The 20,712-nt window shown below is 68.8% G+C and carries 23 protein-coding genes and 2 tRNA genes; 19 read left to right on the top strand and 6 right to left on the bottom strand.

All coding sequences use genetic code 11. The annotated features are described in order from the left end of the window. Positions 1-2: 2 nt before the first annotated feature. The 11 genes from HD599_RS08570 to HD599_RS08520 all read left to right on the top strand — a co-directional run bounded on the left by HD599_RS08570 (position 3) and on the right by HD599_RS08520 (position 9,627). Positions 3-1,037 (top strand): ABC transporter permease, encoded by a 1,035-nt coding sequence (locus HD599_RS08570; protein WP_184236002.1) that lies wholly within the window; start codon positions 3-5, stop codon positions 1,035-1,037. Beyond that, positions 1,034-2,695 (top strand): dipeptide ABC transporter ATP-binding protein, encoded by a 1,662-nt coding sequence (locus HD599_RS08565; RefSeq protein WP_184235999.1) that lies wholly within the window; start codon positions 1,034-1,036, stop codon positions 2,693-2,695. Before HD599_RS08570 ends, HD599_RS08565 begins: the two co-directional genes overlap by 4 nt. A gap of 4 nt (positions 2,696-2,699) precedes the next feature. Then, positions 2,700-3,545, top strand: a complete 846-nt coding sequence (locus HD599_RS08560; protein WP_221420464.1) for an ATP-binding cassette domain-containing protein — start codon at positions 2,700-2,702, stop codon at positions 3,543-3,545. Then, a complete protein-coding gene (locus HD599_RS08555) occupies positions 3,542-4,546 on the top strand; it encodes a D-isomer specific 2-hydroxyacid dehydrogenase family protein (protein ID WP_184235996.1) in 1,005 nt (334 codons plus the stop codon). Before HD599_RS08560 ends, HD599_RS08555 begins: the two co-directional genes overlap by 4 nt. Next, on the top strand, positions 4,546-5,517 hold the full coding sequence (locus HD599_RS08550) for a lactonase family protein (RefSeq protein WP_184235993.1): 972 nt from the start codon (positions 4,546-4,548) through the stop codon (positions 5,515-5,517). Before HD599_RS08555 ends, HD599_RS08550 begins: the two co-directional genes overlap by 1 nt. Before the next feature lie 113 nt (positions 5,518-5,630). Beyond that, positions 5,631-5,703 (top strand) — tRNA-Asn (locus HD599_RS08545). Positions 5,704-5,837: 134 nt separating this feature from the next. Further along, entirely contained in the window at positions 5,838-7,106 is a 1,269-nt protein-coding gene (locus tag HD599_RS08540; protein ID WP_184235990.1) for a sensor histidine kinase, read from the top strand. Next, positions 7,103-7,768, top strand: coding sequence for a response regulator transcription factor (locus HD599_RS08535; protein WP_184235987.1), 666 nt, complete (start codon positions 7,103-7,105; stop codon positions 7,766-7,768). The genes HD599_RS08540 and HD599_RS08535 overlap by 4 nt, the downstream gene beginning before the upstream one ends. A 173-nt stretch (positions 7,769-7,941) precedes the next feature. Next, complete coding sequence (locus tag HD599_RS08530) at positions 7,942-8,262, top strand: SHOCT domain-containing protein (RefSeq protein ID WP_184235984.1); 321 nt, start codon at positions 7,942-7,944, stop codon at positions 8,260-8,262. Positions 8,263-8,326: 64 nt separating this feature from the next. Continuing rightward, positions 8,327-9,241 (top strand): sensor histidine kinase, encoded by a 915-nt coding sequence (locus HD599_RS08525; protein ID WP_343061975.1) that lies wholly within the window; start codon positions 8,327-8,329, stop codon positions 9,239-9,241. Then, a complete protein-coding gene (locus HD599_RS08520; protein ID WP_184235981.1) occupies positions 9,238-9,627 on the top strand; it encodes a response regulator in 390 nt (129 codons plus the stop codon). Before HD599_RS08525 ends, HD599_RS08520 begins: the two co-directional genes overlap by 4 nt. A gap of 3 nt (positions 9,628-9,630) precedes the next feature. Here the strand turns inward: HD599_RS08520 and def are convergent, their stop codons facing one another. Further along, positions 9,631-10,197, bottom strand: a complete 567-nt coding sequence (def, locus tag HD599_RS08515; protein ID WP_184235978.1) for a peptide deformylase — start codon at positions 10,195-10,197, stop codon at positions 9,631-9,633. A gap of 40 nt (positions 10,198-10,237) precedes the next feature. Between def and HD599_RS08510 the strand changes: the two genes are divergently transcribed. The 4 genes from HD599_RS08510 (at position 10,238) to HD599_RS08495 (ending at position 13,439) form a co-directional block, all read left to right on the top strand. Further along, positions 10,238-11,200: a DMT family transporter gene (locus HD599_RS08510; protein WP_184235975.1), complete on the top strand. Its 963-nt coding sequence runs from the start codon at positions 10,238-10,240 to the stop codon at positions 11,198-11,200. Next, positions 11,163-12,425, top strand: coding sequence for a glycosyltransferase (locus HD599_RS08505; RefSeq protein WP_184235972.1), 1,263 nt, complete (start codon positions 11,163-11,165; stop codon positions 12,423-12,425). Before HD599_RS08510 ends, HD599_RS08505 begins: the two co-directional genes overlap by 38 nt. Positions 12,426-12,549: 124 nt before the next feature. Then, on the top strand, positions 12,550-13,146 hold the full coding sequence (locus HD599_RS08500) for an NUDIX hydrolase (RefSeq protein WP_184235969.1): 597 nt from the start codon (positions 12,550-12,552) through the stop codon (positions 13,144-13,146). Between the two features lie 219 nt (positions 13,147-13,365). Next, positions 13,366-13,439: transfer RNA gene (locus tag HD599_RS08495), tRNA-Ile, on the top strand. 611 nt (positions 13,440-14,050) lie between these two features. Here HD599_RS08495 and HD599_RS08490 read toward each other — a convergent pair. After that, positions 14,051-14,449: a (R)-mandelonitrile lyase gene (locus HD599_RS08490; protein ID WP_184235966.1), complete on the bottom strand. Its 399-nt coding sequence runs from the start codon at positions 14,447-14,449 to the stop codon at positions 14,051-14,053. A 128-nt stretch (positions 14,450-14,577) separates the two neighbouring features. Here HD599_RS08490 and HD599_RS08485 point away from each other — a divergent pair, with 128 nt between their 5' ends. Then, positions 14,578-14,898 carry a carboxymuconolactone decarboxylase family protein gene (locus tag HD599_RS08485; protein ID WP_184235963.1) on the top strand — a complete coding sequence of 107 codons (321 nt, stop codon included), beginning with the start codon at positions 14,578-14,580 and terminating at the stop codon, positions 14,896-14,898. Positions 14,899-14,924: 26 nt separating this feature from the next. Next, the gene (locus tag HD599_RS08480; RefSeq protein WP_184235960.1) at positions 14,925-15,968 is read left to right on the top strand and encodes a zinc-binding dehydrogenase; all 1,044 of its coding nucleotides are present in this window, start codon (positions 14,925-14,927) and stop codon (positions 15,966-15,968) included. Between the two features lie 56 nt (positions 15,969-16,024). On the opposite strand, the gene HD599_RS08475 is transcribed toward HD599_RS08480, so the two are convergent. The 3 genes from HD599_RS08475 to HD599_RS08465 form a co-directional block, all read right to left on the bottom strand. After that, positions 16,025-16,759: an SDR family NAD(P)-dependent oxidoreductase gene (locus HD599_RS08475; protein ID WP_184235957.1), complete on the bottom strand. Its 735-nt coding sequence runs from the start codon at positions 16,757-16,759 to the stop codon at positions 16,025-16,027. A gap of 4 nt (positions 16,760-16,763) precedes the next feature. Further along, a complete protein-coding gene (locus HD599_RS08470) occupies positions 16,764-17,288 on the bottom strand; it encodes a cyclophilin-like fold protein (RefSeq protein WP_184235954.1) in 525 nt (174 codons plus the stop codon). A gap of 67 nt (positions 17,289-17,355) precedes the next feature. Further along, positions 17,356-18,552, bottom strand: a complete 1,197-nt coding sequence (locus HD599_RS08465; RefSeq protein ID WP_184235950.1) for an MFS transporter — start codon at positions 18,550-18,552, stop codon at positions 17,356-17,358. A 125-nt stretch (positions 18,553-18,677) separates the two neighbouring features. Here HD599_RS08465 and HD599_RS08460 point away from each other — a divergent pair, with 125 nt between their 5' ends. Beyond that, positions 18,678-19,553, top strand: coding sequence for a helix-turn-helix transcriptional regulator (locus HD599_RS08460; protein WP_184235947.1), 876 nt, complete (start codon positions 18,678-18,680; stop codon positions 19,551-19,553). A 275-nt stretch (positions 19,554-19,828) separates the two neighbouring features. Here the strand turns inward: HD599_RS08460 and HD599_RS08455 are convergent, their stop codons facing one another. Beyond that, the gene (locus tag HD599_RS08455; protein WP_184235944.1) at positions 19,829-20,212 is read right to left on the bottom strand and encodes a winged helix-turn-helix transcriptional regulator; all 384 of its coding nucleotides are present in this window, start codon (positions 20,210-20,212) and stop codon (positions 19,829-19,831) included. Between the two features lie 76 nt (positions 20,213-20,288). Between HD599_RS08455 and HD599_RS08450 the strand changes: the two genes are divergently transcribed. Continuing rightward, positions 20,289-20,699, top strand: coding sequence for a RidA family protein (locus tag HD599_RS08450; RefSeq protein WP_184235941.1), 411 nt, complete (start codon positions 20,289-20,291; stop codon positions 20,697-20,699). Positions 20,700-20,712 lie beyond the last annotated feature (13 nt).

Here is a 20,712-nt window from a genome sequence, read left to right as displayed (position 1 = left end):
CCATGACTGATACCACCGCCCCCCGCGTTTCCCTCTGGAAGCGCCTCCCCGTCGTACACCAGCTGCGCCAGAGCGTCGGCCTGCAGCGCGGGATGCTCATCGCCGGCCTCGTCATCACCGGTGTGTTCCTGCTCGTCGCGCTCTTCGCGCCGTTCCTGGCCCCGTACGGTTTCGCGCAGCTGCGCGATGAGGACGGCCTCTTCGGCGCCCAGCAGGAGCCCGGCGGCAAGCACCTGCTCGGTACCACCGTCGGCGGCTACGACGTGCTCTCCCGCGTGATCTGGGGCGCGCAGACCGCTCTCGCCGTCATCGTCGTCGCCGTGCTGCTGTCGATCTTCATCGGCGTCATCCTCGGTCTCATCTCGGGCTATCTCGGGGGCTGGCTCGACCGCGTGATCATCGTGATCGCCGACGCCGTCTACGCCTTCCCGACGCTGCTCCTGGCGATCGTCGCGGCCATCGCTATCAGCGGCGGCCAGTCCGGTCTCTGGAGCGGCGTGTTCGCGGCGGCGATCTCGATCACCGTCGTCTACATCCCGCAGTACCTGCGCGTCATCCGCGCCGAGACCGTGCGGATCAAGGCGGAGGCCTACGTCGAATCGGCGAAGGTCATCGGAACCAGCACCGCCCGAATCATGTTCCGGCACGTCTTCCGCAATGCCACCCGCACCCTGCCGCTCATCTTCACGCTCAACGCGTCGGAGGCGATCCTCACCCTCGCGGGCCTCGGCTTCCTCGGCTTCGGCATCGAGCCGTCGTCGGCGGCCGAGTGGGGCTACGACCTCAAGGCGTCGATCTCCGACGTCACCAGTGGAATCTGGTGGACCTCGGTCTTCCCCGGCGCCGCCATCGTGCTCGTCGTGCTCGGCATCACCCTCGTCGGAGAGAGCCTCAACGACCTCGCCGACCCGCGACTGCGCACCCGCCGTCGCGCCGACAAGGGCGCGCCGAGCGCCACAGCAGAAGCGAGCGCGGTCTCGACGGGCAACAGCCTCGACGACGTCATCGGCCTGAAGACACCGGAGGTACGACCGTGACCAACGTTCTCGACATCGACAAACTGAAGATCACCTTCGCGACCGACGCCGGCGACGTCGTCGCGGTCAACGACGTGAGCCTGACCGTCGCGGCCGGCGAGGTCGTGGCGATCGTCGGCGAGAGCGGCAGCGGCAAGACCGTGACCGCCAAAACGATCCTCGGCCTCCTGCCCGAGACGGCCGTCGCCCGGGGAGCGGTGCTCCTCGGCGCGAACGACGTCGTGTCACTGAGCAAATCGCAGCTGCGCGACATCCGGGGCACCGACGTCGCCATGGTCTTCCAGGAGCCCTCGACGGCACTCAACCCCGTCTACACGGTCGGCTGGCAGATCGCCGAGGGTCTGCGCGCCCACGGCAAGTTCACCAAGAAGCAGGCGCGGGCGAAAGCGATCGAAATTCTCGGCAAGGTCGGAATCCCCGACCCCGAGACCCGCGTCGACTACTACCCGCACCAGTTCTCGGGCGGGCAGAAGCAGCGCGTCGTCATCGCGATGGCGCTCGTGCTCGAGCCCGGCCTCATCGTCGCCGACGAGCCCACGACGGCGCTCGACGTGACGGTGCAGGCCGAGATCCTCGACCTGCTGCGCCGCGTGCGCGACGAGTTCGGCACCGCCATCCTGCTGATCACCCACAACATGGGCGTCGTCGCCGACCTCGCCGACCGCGTCGTCGTGATGTACCAGGGCGACATCGTCGAGGAGGCGACGGCCGCCGAGCTGTTCTCCAACCCGAAGAACCCGTACACGCAGAAGCTGCTCGGCTCGGTGCCGCGCCTCGGATCGGGTGCGGCCAGGGCGCAGGCCCGCGCCGACGCCCGCACCGAAGCGCTCGGGGCACCGGTCGTCACCGCCACCGACCTCGTCATCGAGTATCCGGGGCGCCTCGGCAGCTCGGGCTTCCGCGCGGTCGACAGCGTGAGCTTCAGCATCTCGCCCGGCGAGGTGCTCGGCCTCGTCGGCGAGAGCGGATCGGGCAAGACCACGATCGGCCGCGCCATCGGCGGCCTCACCAAGATCACCGGCGGCTCGCTCGAGGTGCTCGGCCACGAGATGCTCGGCATCAAGGAGCGCACGTTCCGTCCCGTGCGCAGCCAGATCGGATTCGTCTTCCAGGACCCCGCGTCGAGCTTCAACCCGCTGCTCACCATCGCGCAGGCCGTCGCCGAGCCGCTCATCGTGCACAAGCGCGCCGGAGACGCCGCCGCCGCCCGCACGCGGGTGGACGAACTGCTCGAGGCGGTGCAGCTGCCGAAACACTTCGGCGACCGCTACCCGCACGAACTGAGTGGCGGCCAGCGCCAGCGCGCCAGCCTCGCGCGGGCGCTCGCGCTCGAGCCGAGCCTGCTCATCGCCGACGAGCCCACCAGCGCGCTCGACGTGTCGGTGCAGGCCCGCGTGCTCGAGCTGTTCGCCGAGATCCAGAAGGAGTTCGGGTTCGCGGCGTTGTTCATCAGCCACGACCTGGCCGTCGTCGACATGCTCGCCGACCGCATCGCCGTGCTGTACCACGGAGAGCTCGTGGAAGAGGGTCCCGGTTCGCAGGTGCTCGGCCAGCCGCGGCATCCGTATACCCAGAGGCTCCTCGCCTCGCTGCCCGTGCCCGACCCGGCCGAGCAGGCCGTACGTCGCGAGTCGCTGCGAACGCTGAGGGCCGAGTAAGACCATGACGACGAGTGCCGTTCCGATCCCGCCCGTGATCTTCGCGAGCGACCTGTCGATCAGGTACCCGTCGCGACGGCCGGACGCGCAGGACCTCGCGGTCAACGGCGTGACGTTCTCGCTCGAACAGGGCGAGATCGTCGCGGTCGTCGGCGAATCCGGCTCGGGCAAGAGCACGTTGGCGGCCGCGGTCGCCGGCGCGGCCGACACCGGGAACGCGCACGACCCGGTGATCCACGGCGGAAAGCTGCGCGTGCTCGGTTACACGATGAAGGGCATCTCCGACCGCAAACGCGACCTGGTGACGCTCCGCGTGGGTTATCTGCGGCAGGATGGCGGAGAGCAGCTGTCCGGGCGCCTGACGGTCGCCGAGAACGTCGCGGCACCGATCTTCGAGCGCGACCGCCGCTTCAATCAGCGCGAGGCGAACGAGGCCGTGGCCACCCTCATCGACTCGGTGCGCCTTCCGCTCGGCATTCTCAACCGCTACCCGCACGAACTCAGCCGGGGCCAGCGCCAGCGCGTCGCCATGGCGCAGGCGCTCATCCTGGAGCCCGCGCTGTTCGTCGCCGACGACCCGACCTCGGGCATCGACCCGACCGTGCGTTCGGCCATCCTCGACGTGATCCGCGAGCTGCAGGCGCGGCGGCACTTCTCGGCGCTGCTGGTGTCGAGCGACCTCGACGAGGTACGCCGTATCTCCGACCAGGTCATCGTGATGCACCGCGGCGCCGTCGTCGGCCAGGGACAGGTCGACCAGGTGCTCGCCGCCCCCGCCCACCCCTACGTCGAAGGGCTGGCGCGGTCGCGCCGTCGCCCCACAGCACCCACGAAGAGGATCTCCGTATGACCCGCGCCCCCGGCCAACACCGTGATCCTGCCGGCTCCGACGCCGTCCCCGTGGCGGCCGACCGTCGGCCCACGGCCGGCCCCGTCGCGATCCTGCCGCACGACAAGAAGGAGTTCGCCGACGCCGTGATCGCCGCCGGCGGCACCGTCGGCCCGCTCTCCGACGAGACCCGTGGTGTGGTCTGGCTCGTCGCCTCCCGGCCCGACGAACTCACCGACATCCTCGACTCGCACCCGGGCATCGAGTGGGTGCAGCTGCCGTGGGCGGGTGTCGACGCGTTCTCCGGCCTGCTCGCCGGCTACGCCGACCGGCCGCTGCCGCTCTGGACGAGCGCCAAGGGCGCCTACTCGGAGCCCGTCGCCGAGCACGCACTCGCGCTGACGCTGGCGCTGCTGCGCGGCCTGCCCGAGAAGGCGCGCGCCACGAGCTGGGCGACGACGGAGATCGGGCAGTCGCTGTTCGGCATGAACGTCGTGATCGTCGGCGCGGGCGGCATCGCCGTCGAGATCATGCGCCTGCTCTCGGTGTTCGACACGACCGTCACCGTCGTGCGCCGCACCGCGACCCCGCTCGCCGGCGCCGACCGCACCGTGGCCGCGAGCGAACTGCTCGAGGTACTGCCCCACGCCGACGTCGTCATCCTCGCCGCCGCGAGCACCACCGAGACCAAGCACCTGCTCGGGGCCGCGGAGTTCGCCGCGATGAAGCCCAGCGCCGTGCTCGTGAATATCGCGCGCGGCGCCCTCATCGACACCGACGCCCTGGTGGAGGCACTCGCGGCCGGAGAAATCGACGGCGCGGCACTCGACGTCACCGACCCCGAACCGCTGCCCGACGGCCACCCGCTCTGGACCGAGCCGCGCTGCATCATCACCTCGCACTCCGCCGACACCAAGGCCATGACGGCGCCGCTGCTCGCCGGGCGCATCGAAGTCAACGTGACGGCACTGCTCGGCGACGGCCGGTTCGTCGGCGTCGTCGACACCGCGGCCGGCTACTGATGGTCGCCTACTTCGTCGGGGCGTACTCGGCGGACATGGGCGGCACCGCCACCGGCATCGCCGCCCTCGGCCGTCTCGACGACGGATCGCTCGAGTACCTCGGTCTCGCCGCGGTCAGTGACTCGCCTGCCTACCTCGCGTCGCACGGCGACCGCGTGTACGCCGTCGAGGAGGCAGCGGGCACCGTCCGCGAGTTCACCCGCGGCGACGGTTTCGCGCTCGACGCCACGGGGGAGTCCCCGGCCGGCGGAGCCGCGCCCTGCCACGTCGCCCGGTACGGCGACACCGTGATCACCTCCTGCTACGTCGACGGGCACCTCGGCGTGCTCTCGACCGACCCGCTCGGCCTCGACGCGGTGCTCGAGGGCCAGGGCAGCGGCCCGCACCCGGCGCAGGACGGCTCGCACGCGCACGCCACCGTCGCCCTCGACGACAGCTCCATCGTGTCGGCCGACCTCGGCGCCGACCGCCTCTACCTGCACGCGCTCGTCGACGGCGTGCTGACGCGCACGGGCGAGATCGAGCTGCCGGCCGGCACCGGCCCGCGCGACTTCCTCCGCGGCCCCGGCGGCTACCTCTACGTGCTCGGCGAACTCAGCCTCGAGGTGCTGGTCTTCGACGACGAGCTCACCTTCGTCGGCCGGACGCCGCTTCCCGGCGCGCGCCCCGGCGACCACGCCGCCGCCCTCACCCTGAGCGCCGCGGGCGACTTCGTCTGGGCCGGTCTGCGCGGTAGCAACCGCATCGCCGTGCTCGGGGTCTCGCACGGCGGACGCGCGCTCAGCGCCGTCACCTCGGTGAGCGCCGAGGGCGACTGGCCGCGCCACCACGTGGTCGACGGCGATGTGATGCACGTGGCCCACGAACGGTCGAACACGGTCGCCAGTTTCCGCCTCGGCGACGACGGCATTCCGACGCTGATCGAGCCCCCCATCGAGGTGCCGTCGCCAATATTTTTGCTGGCGGTCTGAACCGTGGATCGGCGGAATCTCGCGGATTTTGGGCGTCGACCGGCGCGCAGGGGGCGCAGCGCGGTTTTGACAGCCCGAAACCTTTGGTAAAGTAGCCAAGCTGTTTCAGCCAATCCTCGATAGCTCAATTGGCAGAGCAACGCACTGTTAATGCGTAGGTTCTTGGTTCGAGTCCAAGTCGGGGAGCTAGAAAAGCCATGTGGGGCTCCACCCTCCATGGCTTTTCTTCATTTAAGCCGCGAGGGCTACTCCCGGGGGAGTAGACGGCCGGCATCCGCCTAGTGGATGCCGCGGGCCGACGCCGCGAATAAGCTCGCACTATGCCCACCCCCGGTCGTTTCCGCCCCCGACAGTGGCGGGCGAACGCCGACGCCCGCTGGCACGGCCCGTGGGACCCCGAGATCGCGTCGGGGCGGTTCAGCGGACGGTCGCCGCAATGGGTGCGGCTGTGGGGCCCCGTCGTCATCTCCCTGTTCGTGCAGGTACCGACATCCCTCTTTCGTTGGCGCGTGGGCGCACGGCCCGAGTTCGTCGCGGGCGACGACCTCGCGCTCACCCTCGGGCTCGCGCTCGTCGGACCGGCGGCGCTGCTGTTCGCGCGACGGTTCCCCGGACCGGTCGTCGCCGTCGTGGCTCTCGCCGCGAGCATCGACCTGCTGCTTTCGGGAAACACCGACGGTCCGCCGTACATCGCGCTCGCCTTCGCCATCGGGTCGGCGATCGTGCGCGGCGCCCGGGTCTGGGCGTGGGTGTCGATCGGCGTGGCGTGGTTCGCGACGATCGTGCTCTCGACGTTCGTCGGTGTCTCCTGGCAGCCGTGGCGCATCGCGGGCATCACGATCGGCATCCTGCTCGTCGTCGCCGCGGCCGAGGGGGTGCGCACCCAGAAGGAGCGCGTCGCCGAGTTCGGCCGCCGCATCGCCGTGCGGCGCCAGGCCGAGGTGCAGGCCGAGCGGGTGCGCATCGCCCGCGAGCTGCACGACGTGCTCGCCCACTCGCTCAGCCAGATCAACGTGCAGGCGGGCGTCGGCCTGCACCTGATGGAACGGCAGCCCGACAAGGCCGCGGAAGCCCTCGCCAACATCAAGGAGACGAGCAAGACCGCCCTCGACGAGGTGCGGGCCGTGCTCGGCATCCTCCGGGCCGAGACCGGCGGGGATCCCTCCGCACCGCTCGTGCCCGAACCGGACCTGTCGCGGCTCGCCGGGCTCGCGGCATCCGTCACCTCGCAGGGAATCGAGGTCGACCTCGACAACGCCCTCGGCGACGTGCCCCAGGCGACCCAGCTGGCGATCTACCGCATCGTGCAGGAGTCGCTGACGAACGTCGTGCGGCACTCGCGGGCCACCCGAGCCCGGGTCGAACTGCGCGAGACGCCCGACCGGTACGACGTGCGGGTGACCGACGACGGAACCGGCCCGCAGGATCACACCGAGCGCGACTCCGAACCGGGCGGCCGCGGGCTGCTCGGCATGCACGAACGCGCCGAACTACTGGGCGGCACCCTCGACGCCGGGCCGCTCCCGGGCGGCGGGTTCGGCGTCGCGGCGAGCATCCCGAAGAAGACCCCGAGAGAAGACCAGCAATGATCCGTGTCGCAATCGCCGACGACCAGCAGCTCATCCGCGGCGGCTTCCGCAGCCTGCTCGACTCCGAGCCCGACATCGAGGTCGTGGGGGAGGCGGGCACCGGCGTCGAGGCCGTCGCGCTCGTCACGGCCCAACGGCCCGACGTGGTGCTGATGGACATCCGGATGCCCGACGGCGACGGTCTCTGGGCGACGGAGAAGATCGCCGCCGACCCCGCCCTCGCCGGCACCCACATCGTGATCGTCACGACCTTCGAGCTCGACGAGTACGTCGGCCAGGCGATCCGCGCCGGGGCCAGCGGGTTCCTCGTCAAAGACACCGAACCGGTCGAACTCATCCGGGCGGTGCGGGTCGTCGCGGGCGGCGACGCGCTGCTCAGCCCCGGCGTGACCAAGCGGTTGCTCGAGCGGATCGCCGGCGACCTGACCGAGGCGCCGGACCAGCGCCAGCTCGCCGTGCTGACCGACCGCGAGCGCGAGGTTCTCGGCCACGTGGGCCTCGGCCTCACCAACGAGGAGATCGGCCGCGAGCTGTTCCTCAGCCCCCTGACGGCCAAGACGCACGTTTCGCGCATCATGTCGAAGCTGCACGCCCGCGACCGCGTGCAACTCGTCGTCGTCGCCTACGAGACCGGTCTGGTGCGCCCCGGGCGCGCGGTGTAGTCGGCCGCTCTGCCTGTTCGCCGCATGGTCTGACCGACGCGGTGTAGCTGCCCGCCTCGAATCTGCTCTCCCGGTAGTATCCACGAGCCGCCCGCGGGCAGATTCGCCGGGGACGCGTCACGGCGAGTCTGGACGCAGTGGTTCCGCCGGAACCCCTGACGAATGGACAGACCGTGTTAGACACACTTGCCACTGTAGGAATCGCCGCCCATGCGGGCGGCCCGTGGGGCGCGGGATTCGGCTGGTTCTTCCTGCTCATCCCGTTCTTCTGGATCGCCGTGATCGCGCTCGTCTTCTTCATCGCACGCCGTTCGCGCCGCGCGATGTTCGCGCGCGGCTTCGGTCCGGGCGCACCGTGGGCCCAGCCGGCCCGCCGCGCCGAGTCGACCCTCGCCGAGCGCTTCGCGCAGGGCGATATCGACGAGAAGGAGTACCGCGCCCGCCTCGAGGTGCTGCGGGCGAACGCCTATCCCGAGGGAGCACCCGAGCGCTGACGCGATAGTCTCTCTCTTGGCCCACACCGGCCACGGCCACACCGGGCCGAGAGGGAGACGCCGCGTGAACGACTGGATCGCCGAGAACTCGATGGTTCTCATCATCGCGCTGGCCGCCGCCGGCGCTGCGCTGCTGCTCGCGACCCTCGTGCTGCTGGCGCTCTGGCTGCGTGCGCGTCGCACCCGACGCCGCGAGGCCGCCAAGCGCATCCGGCTCGACCGCGAGCGCATCGACCTCGAGCTCTCGCTCGCCGAGCAGCAGGGCCGCCTCCGCATCATCCGCGAGCTGCACGAGGTCTCGGTGCACGACATGTCGGTCATCATCGGCCAGGCCGACGGTGCGCGCTACGCCGCCGAATCCGACCCCACCGCCGCCGTGCGGGCCGTCGCCACCATCGCCGACGTGGCGCGCAACACCCTCGCCGACCTGCGACGGGTGATGACCGTCGTCCGCGAGGGTGAAGTCGACGTCGACGTGCACCCGCAGCTGAAGAGCTCGCGCCACCTGTTCAAGGTCATGACCGAAGCGGGGCTGCGCCTCACCATCGAGGAGAGCGGCGACCGCTACGACCTCAAGCCGGGCGCCGAACTCGCGATCTACCGCATCCTCCAGGAGGCGCTCACCAACGCGCTCACGCACGGAGGAGAGGGAACCAACGTCACCGTGGTGCAGACCTGGACCGGCGAGGGCTTCCAGTTGCGCGTCGACGACGACGGCATCCGCAACGAGCTGCGCCGCAGCGGCCTCAACCCCAACGACGCGTCGCAGCACCGTCCGGGCGAGATCGACGACGACCTCACCGCCCTCACCGGCGTGATCGGCGGCGCGGGAATCACCGAGATGCGCGAACGCACCGAGCTGTTCGGCGGCGTCTTCACGTCGACCCTCAACGCGGGGGTCGGCTTCTCGATCGCGGCGAGTTTCCCGTCGCTGCGGTACCACAACGGCGTGCACGGAGTGAATCTGGACCCGTCGTGACGATCGGCGTCCTCATCGTCGACGACCAGCCGCTGCAGCGTGCCGGGTTCCGCATGGTGCTCGACAGCCAGCCCGACATCGAGGTGCTCGGCGAGGCGGGCGACGGTGCGCAGGCGCTCGCCCAGGTGCGCCGTACCGTCACCGACGTGGTGCTGATGGACGTGCGGATGCCGCGGGTGAACGGTCTCGTCGCGAGCGAACGCATCACCACCGACGCCCGGGTGCGCGCGCTGGGTCCCGCTCCGCGGATCGTGCTCGTCACGGCCCTCGAACTCGAGGACCAGGTGCCGCCGGCCGCCGACGCGGGCGTCTACGCCATGGTCTACAAGGACGTCGAACCCGAGGTCCTGCTGTCGATCGTGCGCGCGGCGGCGGCGAACCGCTGACGGTTATTCGTCGAGGTTGTCGACTCCCGGCATCCATTCGAGCCCGTCGACGCCCCAGCCGTTGCGCTTGATCTCGCGGGCAGCGGCTTTCGCGTGCTTCGCTTCGAGACGGTCGGCGTAGAGGATGCCGTCGAGGTGGTCGTACTCGTGCTGGAAGATACGCGCGAGCCAGCCCTCGGCCTTGATCTCGAAGGGTTCGCCCTCGAGGTTCACGCCGGTGAGGATCGCGAGCTCGCCACGCCGGAGCGGGAAGCGTTCGCCGGGGATCGACAGGCAGCCCTCGGATTCCTCGTCCTCGTCGGCGGCGCCGATCGGCGGCGGGCTGATCCAGAGCTGCGGGTTGATCGCCTCTCCGCGCCAGAGAACGTCGTCGTCGTCGACCCAGTGGTAGACGAACAGGCGCAGATTCACGCCCACCTGGGGTGCGGCGAGCCCGACGCCGGGCGCCAGCTCCATCGTCTCGTACATGTCGGCGACGAGCGTTCGCAGCTCGTCGTCGAAATCTTCGACCTCGACGGCGGGGGAGTGGAGAACTGGATCACCAGTGATTCGGATGGGGAGTACGGCCATTCGTCAAGAATATCCGTCCGAGTGCGGGTAGCTTGGACAGGTGCCGCCCGAACTCAGCGACCTGACAGACCAGGTCACTTCCCTGACCCCTGACCAGTACATCGGAATCCCGATTGCTCTGGTCGGCGCCGTGTTCCTCGCTCTGGGTACCCAGTTCCAACACCGCGGTGTCACCAAGGTGGAGGACAACCTCGGTTCCGGCGCGAAAGCCGGTCTCAGCGTCCGCCAGCTGACCGCGCTGCTCGGCCGCCCCTCGTGGGTCATCGGCACGCTGATGCTCGGCGCCGCGATCGTGCTGCAGCTGCTCAGCCTCAAATTCGCGCCGCTCATCGTGGTGCAGCCGCTCGGCGCCGTCGCCCTCGTGGTCACCGCCATCGTCAACTCGCGCATCAGCAAGGTGAAGCTCACCCGGCAGGCGATCCGCGCGATCGTCTTCTCGGTCGGCGGCGTGACGCTGTTCGTCGCCTTCGCCGCGCCGTTCGCGAAGTCGTCGCCGATCGAGGCATCGCAGCTGGCGACCGTGCTGATCCTGCTGGCCATCGTGCTCGTCATCTTCGCCGTGATCTTCGTCACGCTGCGCAAGAAGTTCAAGGCCGTCTTCTACATCCTCGGAGCGGGAGTGCTCTTCGGCTTCGTCGCGACCCTGGCCAAGACCGTCATTGACCGCATCACCACCATCACCATGGCCGGGTTCGAACCGGACAGCTTCGAGTGGCTGACACTGCTCTGTGTGGTGGCTCTGCTCGCGGCATCCGCCCTCGGTTCGTATTTCGTCCAGTCGGCCCACTCGCACGGCCCGCCCGACCTCGTGGTCGCGGGACTCACCGTGATCGACCCGCTCGTCGCGGTCACGATCGGTATCGTGGTCCTCAATGAAATGGCCGGCGCGCCGCTCTGGACCATGTTCGCCCTCTTGATAGCGGGTGGGATCGCCATCTACGGTGTGTTCCTGTTGTCCAGAGTCCATGTGCCGACACCTGAGGAAACCAAACCTGTTGCCTGATTCGCCGAAAACGCCGACCACCGAGAAGCCGCTACGCATTCTGATCGGCGCTGACACGTTCGCCCCCGAGATCAACGGCGCAGCGACCTTCGCCGCCCGACTGGCCGCGGGCCTCGTCGAGCGCGGACACGACGTGCACATCGTCGCGCCCGCCGCGAGCCGCAAGCACGGCACGTGGACCGAGACGCTCGAGGGCCAGCCGATGACGGTGCACCGCCTCAAGAGCTGGCGCTGGTACCCGCACCCGTGGCTGCGCTTCGCACTGCCGTGGCAGATCGAGAAGAACAGCGCGCGCGTCCTCGACGAGGTGAAGCCCGACGTCGTGCATTTCCAGTCGCACATCATCGTCGGCCGCGGCCTGTCGAACCAGGCAGTCAAGCGCGGCATCCGCATAGTCGGAACCAACCACTTCATGCCCGAGAACATGCTCGAGCACACCCTGCTTCCGAAGTTCGTGCAGGGCCGCGCGGTCAAGCTGGCCTGGGAAGCCGCCGCCCGCTCCTTCGCGCGCGCCGAGGTCGTCACGACCCCGACGCGCAAGGCCGCCGACTTCCTCGAGCACTACACCAAGGTGCGCGGAGTACTCGCGATCTCCTGCGGAGTCGACGCGCAGCACTACACCCCCGACTTCACGCCCCGCACCGAGAACCTCATCGTCTTCGTCGGACGCATCACGCACGAGAAGCAGCTCGACAAGCTCATCCGCGCGTTCGCGCAGCTCGACCCCGCGCTCGACGCGAAGCTCGAACTGGTCGGCGGCGGCGAGCAGGAGAACAACCTCAAGTCGCTCGCCTCGCAGCTCGGCGTGCGCGACCGCGTCACCTTCACCGGCTACGCCGAAGAGGACTATCTGCGCCACGCGCTCACCCGCGCCACCGTCTTCGCCATGCCGTCGATCGCCGAGCTGCAGAGCATCGCGACGATGGAGGCCATGGCGTCCGGCCTCCCGGTCGTCGCCGCCAACGCGATGGCGCTGCCCCACCTCGTGCACCACGGCGAGAACGGATTCCTGTTCGAGCCCGGCAACGTCGAGGAATTCGCGGCCCGCCTCACCGACATCCTCAGCATGCCCGAGGACGAGCTGCAGCGATTCAAGCAGGAGAGCCTCCGCATCGTGGCCGCGCACGACATCCAGCGCACGGTCTCGACCTTCGAGGCGATCTACCGCGGCGAGCCGATCCCCGACGTGGTCATCGACACCCCGACGGTGACGCCGGCGCCGTAGGCTCTCTCTGGCACCCGTCCGACAGGTCGACCACGTTCGGCACGCCGCGTTCGGTCCTGTCGAGTGCGCGTCCGGCCCGTTTTGTCCTGTCGAATGGATGCCGCACCCGACGTAAGCTGACCGGATGCTCTCGCACCCCGCCGCCACGATCCGCGCCGACCTGCTGCGCTGGACCCCCGCCGATCCCGCCCAGGCGGCGCTGCGCACCGAGTACGTCGCGTTCGTCGATGCCGGGGGAGACGCGGCGCTCGACCGTTCCGGCGGCCCGGAACACCTGACGGCGAGCTGCTTCGTCCTCACGCCCGACCTCTCCAGCGTGCTGCTGTGCTTCCACCGCAAGGGGCAGTTCTGGGTGCAGCTCGGCGGACACATCGAGCCGGGCGACCCCGACGTCGCCTCCGCGGCTTTCCGCGAGGCGCTCGAGGAGTCCGGTATCGCCGACCTCACGCCGCTCGGCCGCACTCCGCTCGACGTCGACCGCCACGCCCTCCCCGGCGCGTTCGGATCGTGCGCGGTGCACTGGGACCTCGGGTTCGTCGCCCTCGCCCCCGCGGACGCCGTGCCGGTCACCAGCCACGAGAGCGAAGACGTCGCCTGGTGGCCCGTCGACGCTCTGCCCCCGAGCGTGCCCCCGGGCTTCGGACGCCGGCTCGCCGGCATCCTCACCGCCCTGGCCGCCCTCCCTCCCACCCCCGCTGTCGGAAATTCAGGAAGTCTGTAGGCCGCCGCGATCACGCGCGGCGCAATTCCGGGTGCACGCTGGCGCCTGGTGCGCAGACTTCCTGAATTTCCACTGAGGGGCGGGCGGTGGATGGCGCGGCCGACGCGCGCGTCGGCGGCGCCGTGCGCCCTCACGCGCCCGCGCGTTCCGAGCCTGTATCGTGGATGCGCGGCGGCTCTCGGGCCGCCTGCGCTCGCTCCGGTGACCGGGGCGGTGCGCGGGGTGGTAGCTCAGCTGGTTAGAGCAGCGGACTCATAATCCGTCGGTCACGGGTTCAAGTCCCGTCCGCCCTACTGGAACGACGGCCTACTGGAACGACGGTCTGACCGGGGTTTCTTGTCCAAAGGAAGGGACGAGACTCGATGGGCTCACCGTTTATTCACGGCTTACCCGGAAGAACCGGCGGTTAGGTCCCTCACAATGAGGTTCCTCGGCCCGGTTCTACCCATCTGGGATGGCCTCGGACACCTCAGTGCCATGGATGCTGAACACCTTTCCCTGTCCGTCAGTGCGGCGATGTTCTGCCCGAGATCCTGTCTCTTCTACGCGGAACGCTGGATATAGACAATCCGCGGGAGCGGACCGGGAGGACCGACTTCGCCTCCATCACGTGGTGGCTGGATCACCTGGAGGTGGAGCGGCACGGCCGACTTGCGCGCTTATTCGATCTGGAGCTGCAGCCGGGCGTGCATAGGCGTCGGGACGGCCGCGATTTCGCGCATACCGGGACTCGACAGCGTGCTGTCGGCGAAATTGTGCCGGGGGAGGAGGGACGAGCGGGGTGGTGCGGGCGGTCATCGGTGATCTGTATCCAATTCGATCGGACGCACAGTGCTGCGAGGCACGGCGCCGCCTTCCGGCGCGGTGCCTTCCGCCCGCCCCCACCCCATTGGGAGGCGCATTGTCAGAGGTGGTAGTCCTCGTCGGCGACGTGCTCGAGCCAAGTGGTCGTCGCGGCGGGGTCGTCACCGTTCTCGACGATCGCGAGGTGTTCCATGTAGTCGGTCGGGGTGGCACCGTGCCAGTGCTCTTCGTCGGCCGGGGTGTATACGGTCTGGCCCGGGTGGACCTCGATGACGGTGCCATCCCGGGTGCCCATCCAGGCCAGGCCCTCGGTGACGTGAAGTGTCTGGCCGTTGGCATGCGAGTGCCACGCCGTGCGCGCGCCCGGCAAGAACCGGACCTTGGCGACGACCGTTTGCTGCTGGTCGGACTGAGGGGTCGAGATGATGTCGAGGTAGACGTCGCCGGTGAACTGCTCCGCCGGATTCTTGGTTGTGGGGGATTTGGGTTGGATCTGCATGAGTGCGACGCTACGACGGCGGGAAGAGGATTGGGATCCCCTGCCGGTACACCTTTCGACAGAGACTCCCGCGCGCGTGTGGGAAGGCGTCTAGTGGGATAAAGCAATCCGTGGAGAAAGGAACCACCATGGCTGACACCCAGCCCAGCGCGATCCGGAAGATGCTCGGCGACTTCGCCCCGAAGATCGTCGATCTCACCGACGACGTCCTGTTCGGAGACGTCTGGGAACGTCCCGAGCTGTCCAAGCGCGACCGCAGCCTCATCACGATCTCGTCTCTGGTCACCGGAGGCAATTTCACCCAGCTCGAGTCCCACATCAGGATCGGTCTGAGCAACGGACTCAACCAGGACGAGATCCTCGAGGAATTCACCCATCTCGCGTTCTACGCCGGCTGGCCGAAGGCACTGTCCGCCATCGACGTCGCCAAGCGCGTCTTCTCCGAGTAACAACCACCTTCGAAAGGACCACCATCATGAAGGCCACCATCATGTACGGTGCGGGCGACGTCCGCGTCGAAACCGTCGCCGACCCGACGATCCAGCAGCCGACTGACGCCATCGTGCGCACCGTCGTCACCTGCGTCTGCGGCTCCGACCTGCACCCGTACCACGACATGCCCGCGACGGAGCACGGCCAGAGCATGGGCCATGAGCTCCTCGGGGTCGTCGAGGAAGTCGGATCCGCGGTGCGCACCGTGAAGAAGGGCGACCTCGTCATCGCCCCGTTCGCATTCGCCGACAACACCTGCCCGATCTGCAAGGACGGCTTCCAGACCGCGTGCCCGCACGGCGGCTTCTACGCCACTCCCGACACCGCGGGCCTGCAGGCGGAGCTGTCCCGGGTGCCGCTGGCCGACGGCAGCCTCGTCGTCGTCCCCGGGGTCACCGAGAACGACACCGCGGTCCTTCCATCGTTGCTGACCCTCTCCGACGTGTACCTCACGGGTTACCACGCCGCCCACATGGCCCGCATCCGGGACGGGCAGACCGTCACGGTGATCGGTGACGGCGCCGTCGGTCTGTCGGCGGTTCTCGCCGCGCAGCAGCTCGGTGCCGAACGGATCATCCTGATGGGCCGCCACAAGGCCCGCACCGACCTCGGTATCGAGTTCGGCGCCACCGACGTGATCGCCGAACGCGGCGACGAAGGCATCCAGAAGGTCCTCGACCTGACCGGCGGGTACGGCTCGCACGTGGTCCTCGAAGCCGTCGGCCACATGCCCGCCTACACGCAGTCGGTCGGCATCGTCCGTGCCGGCGGTGTGATCTCCCGCGTCGGCGTCCCGCAGTACGAAGACGCCCCCGTCGGATTCATGTCGTTGTTCGGCAAGAACATCACCCTGACCGGCGGGCCCGCCCCCGTGCGGGCATACATCGACGAGGCGATCCCGCTCGTGCTCGACGGCACGATCGACCCGGGCAAGGTCTTCGACCGCACGGTGGCCATCGACGACATCCCTGCAGGGTACGCCGCCATGGACGCCCGCGAAGCGCTCAAGGTTCTGGTTACCCCGTAACACCCTCGACGTGCCGGCGCGGTCCCTCGGGGTCGCCCGGCACGTTTCTTCGCTTTTCAGGCGGTGAGCGGCACCCCGGTCGCGGCCTCGAGGGACTCGAGCAGGCGTTGCTGGAATGCGACGTCGTGCACCGCCGGATGGGTGCGGTTGGGCGCGCGGTGGTACCAATAGCCCCCGGATGTCATGGCTTCCGGCGCGGCGCCGGCCGCGAGCCACTCCTGCGTCTGATGGCCCTGCGCGAAATCGTCGGGCGCACCGGCGCCTCCCATCTTCGTCGCGACCCATCCCGGGTCTACCGCGTTGCTCATGACCGCGGGCCGGATCCGGGCCGCGGCTGCGGAGAGAGCGGTGACGAACAGCTTGCTGTCGGCATAGCTGCCCGATGCGCGCCGGCCCTCCCAGTCGATGCCGTCGAGGCTGCTGCTCCCGCCCCGGTGCATACCGCTGCTGAGGTAGACATGCCGAGGGACGTCTCGCAGCAGCGCCGTCAGCAGGTAGGGCGCCACCACGTTCACCGGCATCAGGGTCCGGCCCGATATGACGCCGGCGTTGTGGACGACCGCGTCGAGCGGACCGATCCCCAGCAGTTGGTGTGCGAGCTCGAGAATCTGGGCCCGCACCGAGAGGTCGGCGATCAGGACATCCGCCCCGCGCTGCGTGAACCAGCCCATCGATTCTGCGCGCTGCGGATTGCGCGCGTGGGCGACGACCTCATGGCCGTCGAGGAGGAGCGACTGGGCGGTCGCCCGTCCGAGTCCGTCTGCGGACCCGGTGACGAAGATTCGAGCCATGCCGCTACTCTTCCACGACCGCCACGGTCACCGCGCCCGTTTCGAGAAGAGCCAATTCCTCGCGGCCGGCGGTGAAGGTGCCGATGTGGAGGGTCTGGTCGGTGTACCCGATTCCAGTCGCGTCGTAGAAGAACCCGAGGTTGCCCCACGGGGTGAAGTAGATGAGATCGCCGTCTTCCGGGTCGGACCCCGGCGTTTCGGCGGCGTCCAGCTCACGGGGCAGGTAGGCGATCTTCTCCTTGCCGTTGAATTCCTCGACGACGAGTTCGAGCGGAAGTACCGACAGGAATTCGCGCACCGCGGGGGTGTCCTGGTCGACGGTGACGTCGACGGATGTGCGATCCGACGAGAATCGCACGACGGTGCCGACCACGTCGTGCGGGGCGCCCGTGGGCAGTACCGGTGTCGGAGCGGATGTCCGTTCCCGGGTCGTGCTCGGACCGGACTCCTGACGCGTGGAGCTGCCCGGCGCGGGTGCGCAGCCCGAGAGCAGCGCGACTGCGATAAGCGTGGGCAGAATCCTCTTCATGTCATCCCTTCTGCGGTGCGGATGGATCTGGTGTTGTGGGCGGTACGCCCGGATGCCGGGCAGTCTGTCAGATGCGTGCGGGGAACGCGGACCGGCGGCCGTAGACGGTCAGCAGCAGCGCGACGAGGCCGAAGGCGATCAAAACGACCGGGAGCACCAGGCCGTCGAAGGCGGTCAGCAGGGCGGCTCCGAGGATGCCGGCAGTGAAGATCGCGAGGTTGAATGCGACGGGGAGGAACGAGTTGGCGACATCGGCGTCCTTCCCACCGGTCGTGGTTAGGGCAGCCTGCAGCTGGGCCGACGCGCCGCCGAATGTGACTCCCCATAGGACGGTCGCGACGACCACTGCCGCCGTGGCCATGTGGCCCGCGAGGAGGAATGCCCCGGAAGCGACGAAAACGGCGACGCTGCCGTGCAGCAGAAGTCGGGGGTGGCGGTCGAGGAGGGCGCCGGTGACGACGATGCCGCCGATCGACGCGATGCCGAAGACGAAGAGGAGAACGTCGACGGTGATCGTCGCGTCGGTGGCTCTGAGGTACGGGGCGATGTAGGTGTAGATGGTGTTGTGCGCGATCATCCAGGTGAAGATGACCGCGAGGATGACCACGATCCCCGGGATGCGCACGACCCGCAGCAGTGGGAGCCGGGATGTGCCGGATTGGCCGGGGGCGTCCGGCGCGACAACCGCGATCAGCATGCCGGCGAGGACGGCGACAGCCGAGAGGCCGAGGAAGGCCCACCGCCAATCGAAGGTCATCCCGAGCCAGGAGCCGAGCGGGGTTCCGAGGGCGAAACCGACCGGGGCGCCGACGGACACGATCGACAGCGACAGCCCGGCGTACCGGGTGGGGCTGATTTTCCTGCCGTACGCGGCGAGCATGCCCCAGATGACACCGGAGAACGCCCCAGCGACGAACCTAGAGGCGAGCGACAGCGTCGCGTCGCCGGAGATCGCGGTGATGCTGTTGGCGACGATCAGTCCGGCGATCGCCGCGAGCAGGAGCGGCTTCCGCCGCACACCCCGGGTCAGGCTGATAGCCGGCACCGTCACGACCACGGTCCCGAGAGCGTAGGCGCTGACGAACAGACCGACTGTCCCTTCGCTGATGTGCATGCCGTCGGCGATGACTGGCAGCAGCCCGGCGGGCATGGTCTCCATCGCGACGAGCACGAAGCCGATCGCCGCCAGGGAGGTCAACGTCACCAGAGGCAGCCGCTTCGTGCCGACGATGTCGGTGGGGGCCGTGGTGGGTGTGGCGGTCATGCGGCTCCTCGTTGATCGGAAAGATACAACCAGTGAAAGCGGGTAGCCGCGCGCGAGGGAGTCCCTGCCGAAGCGTGTACTCGCAGGGGACCCCACGGACACGGCCCGGGCAATAATGTCGGACTATGGACAATCAGGCTGAAGTTCGCGAATTCTTGGTGTCCCGACGTGCGAAGGTGACTCCGGACACGGTGGGACTACCGGCCGGACCGAACCGCCGGGTGCCCGGGCTACGACGCACCGAGGTGGCCGTCCTCGCCGGAGTGAGCGTCGAGTACTATTCCAAGCTCGAGCGAGGAGCGATCGCCGGCGCGTCGTCGTCGGTCCTCGACGCGATCGCCTCGGCGCTGCAACTCGACGACACCGAGCGTGTGCACCTGTTCGACCTGGCCAGGGCCGCCGACGGTATCCCGCTGTCCGGACGGCCGCGGCGCCGTTCCGCTAGGTCGGCGGGAAGCCGGGAGAGCCTGCAGTGGGTGCTGAATTCCATCACCGAGGGCATCGCGTTCGTCCGCGACCAGCACCAGGACCTGTTAGCGACCAACGAGCTGGGGCGTGCGTTCTACTCGCCGCTGATCGGCGACGGCGGGCGAACTCCGAACCTCGCCCGGTTCCAGTTCCTCGACCCGGCATCCCGGGATTTCTACCCCGACTGGGACCTGTTCTCCGAGATGTGCGTCGCTATCATGCGGACGGAGGCGGGCCGCGACCCGCACGACAAGGGGCTCCACGACCTCGTCGGTGAGCTGTCCACCCGCAGCGAGATCTTCCGTCGCCTGTGGGGTGCCCACGACGTCCGCAGCCACGGGTCGGGGACGAAGCGCTTCACCCACCCCCTCGTCGGCGAGGTAACACTCGCCTACGAGGAACTGCACATCACGGCCGATCCCGGCCTCGTGCTCATGGTGTACACGGCCGAACCGGGGTCGCCGTCTTCCGAACGGTTGAGATTACTGGCCAGCTGGGCCGCGAACCACGTGAGTGCCGCCACCGTCGAGTAGGTCCAACGCCCCGAGCGACGCTCTACGGTCGCGGTACGGGATGTACCGCGAGGTCTATGCCGATGCCGAAGTCGAAGGATCCGAGCTTGCGGGAGAGCTCGAGCAACAGGGGAGAGTACATCTCGGCACCACGGGACGAAGCGATGTCGCCGAGGTCGTGGATCGGATCGTCCCTCCAGCCGAACAGGTCGACTCGATCCGTCGGTTACGGGTTCAAGTCCCGTCCGCCCTACAGAATGGCGGCGGCGCGCCCGCGGCCCGACGCCATCACCGGTTCAGACGGCGTCGGCCTCGTCGTCGAAACGTTCGCGCGCGCGCTCGACCTCGGGCATGTTCATCGTGGTCCAGCGCAGCAGTGAGTCGATGAGCTCGTTCAGGGTGTTGCCGATCGGCGCCACGCGGTATTCCACGGCGAGCGGCCGGGTATCGATGACGACCCGCTCGACCATGCCATTCCGTTCCAGGCGACGCAGAGTCGCGGTCAGCGATTTCTGGCCGACCGCCGGGATCTCACGACGGAGCTCGTTGAATCGCATGGGGCGACCGCACAGCGAATCGAGGACGCGGAGCGACCACTTGTCCAATACCTGATCGAGGAGTTCGCGGTGCGGGGCGTCAACCTCTAGGAGGGCGGCATCCGGGTGTCTGGTTTCTTCCATGCCACCTAGTCTCGTTGAAGTTCCTTTCGTGCACTAGGTAGACATGGGGTACCTGCTCACCGATCAAAGGAATCTCATGACAGTCCAGCTCTTCTCGCCCGAGGGAATGTTCCAGCCCGTGCCCTACGAGCACGTCTCCATCGCGACGGGCAGCCGCCACGTCCACGTCGCCGGGCAGATCTCCCGCGATGCGGACGGCAACCACATCGCCGTCGGCGATCTCGCCGGACAGGTCGCGCAATCGCTGCGCAACACCGCGCGCGGCCTCGCGGGCGCGGGCGCCACGTTCGCCGACGTCGTGCGCCTGCGATTCTTCGTGACCCAGTGGGCGCCGGAGAAGATGGACGCGTTCATGGCGGGTGTGGCGCTGGTCGCGGAGGAGCTCGCCCTGCCGCTGCCTTTGCCGCCCGCGTCGCTTATCGGTGTCGACATCCTGTTCGAAGACGACGTGCTCGTCGAGGTCGAGGCCTACGCGGTCCTCGACTGAGCGGAGAACGAAG

The sequence above is a fragment of the Conyzicola lurida genome, assembly GCF_014204935.1.
GTDB classification, from domain to species: Bacteria; Actinomycetota; Actinomycetes; order Actinomycetales; family Microbacteriaceae; genus Conyzicola; species Conyzicola lurida.
Note: the sequence above shows the minus strand (reverse complement) of the source record. Positions and strands in the feature narration are given on the sequence as shown.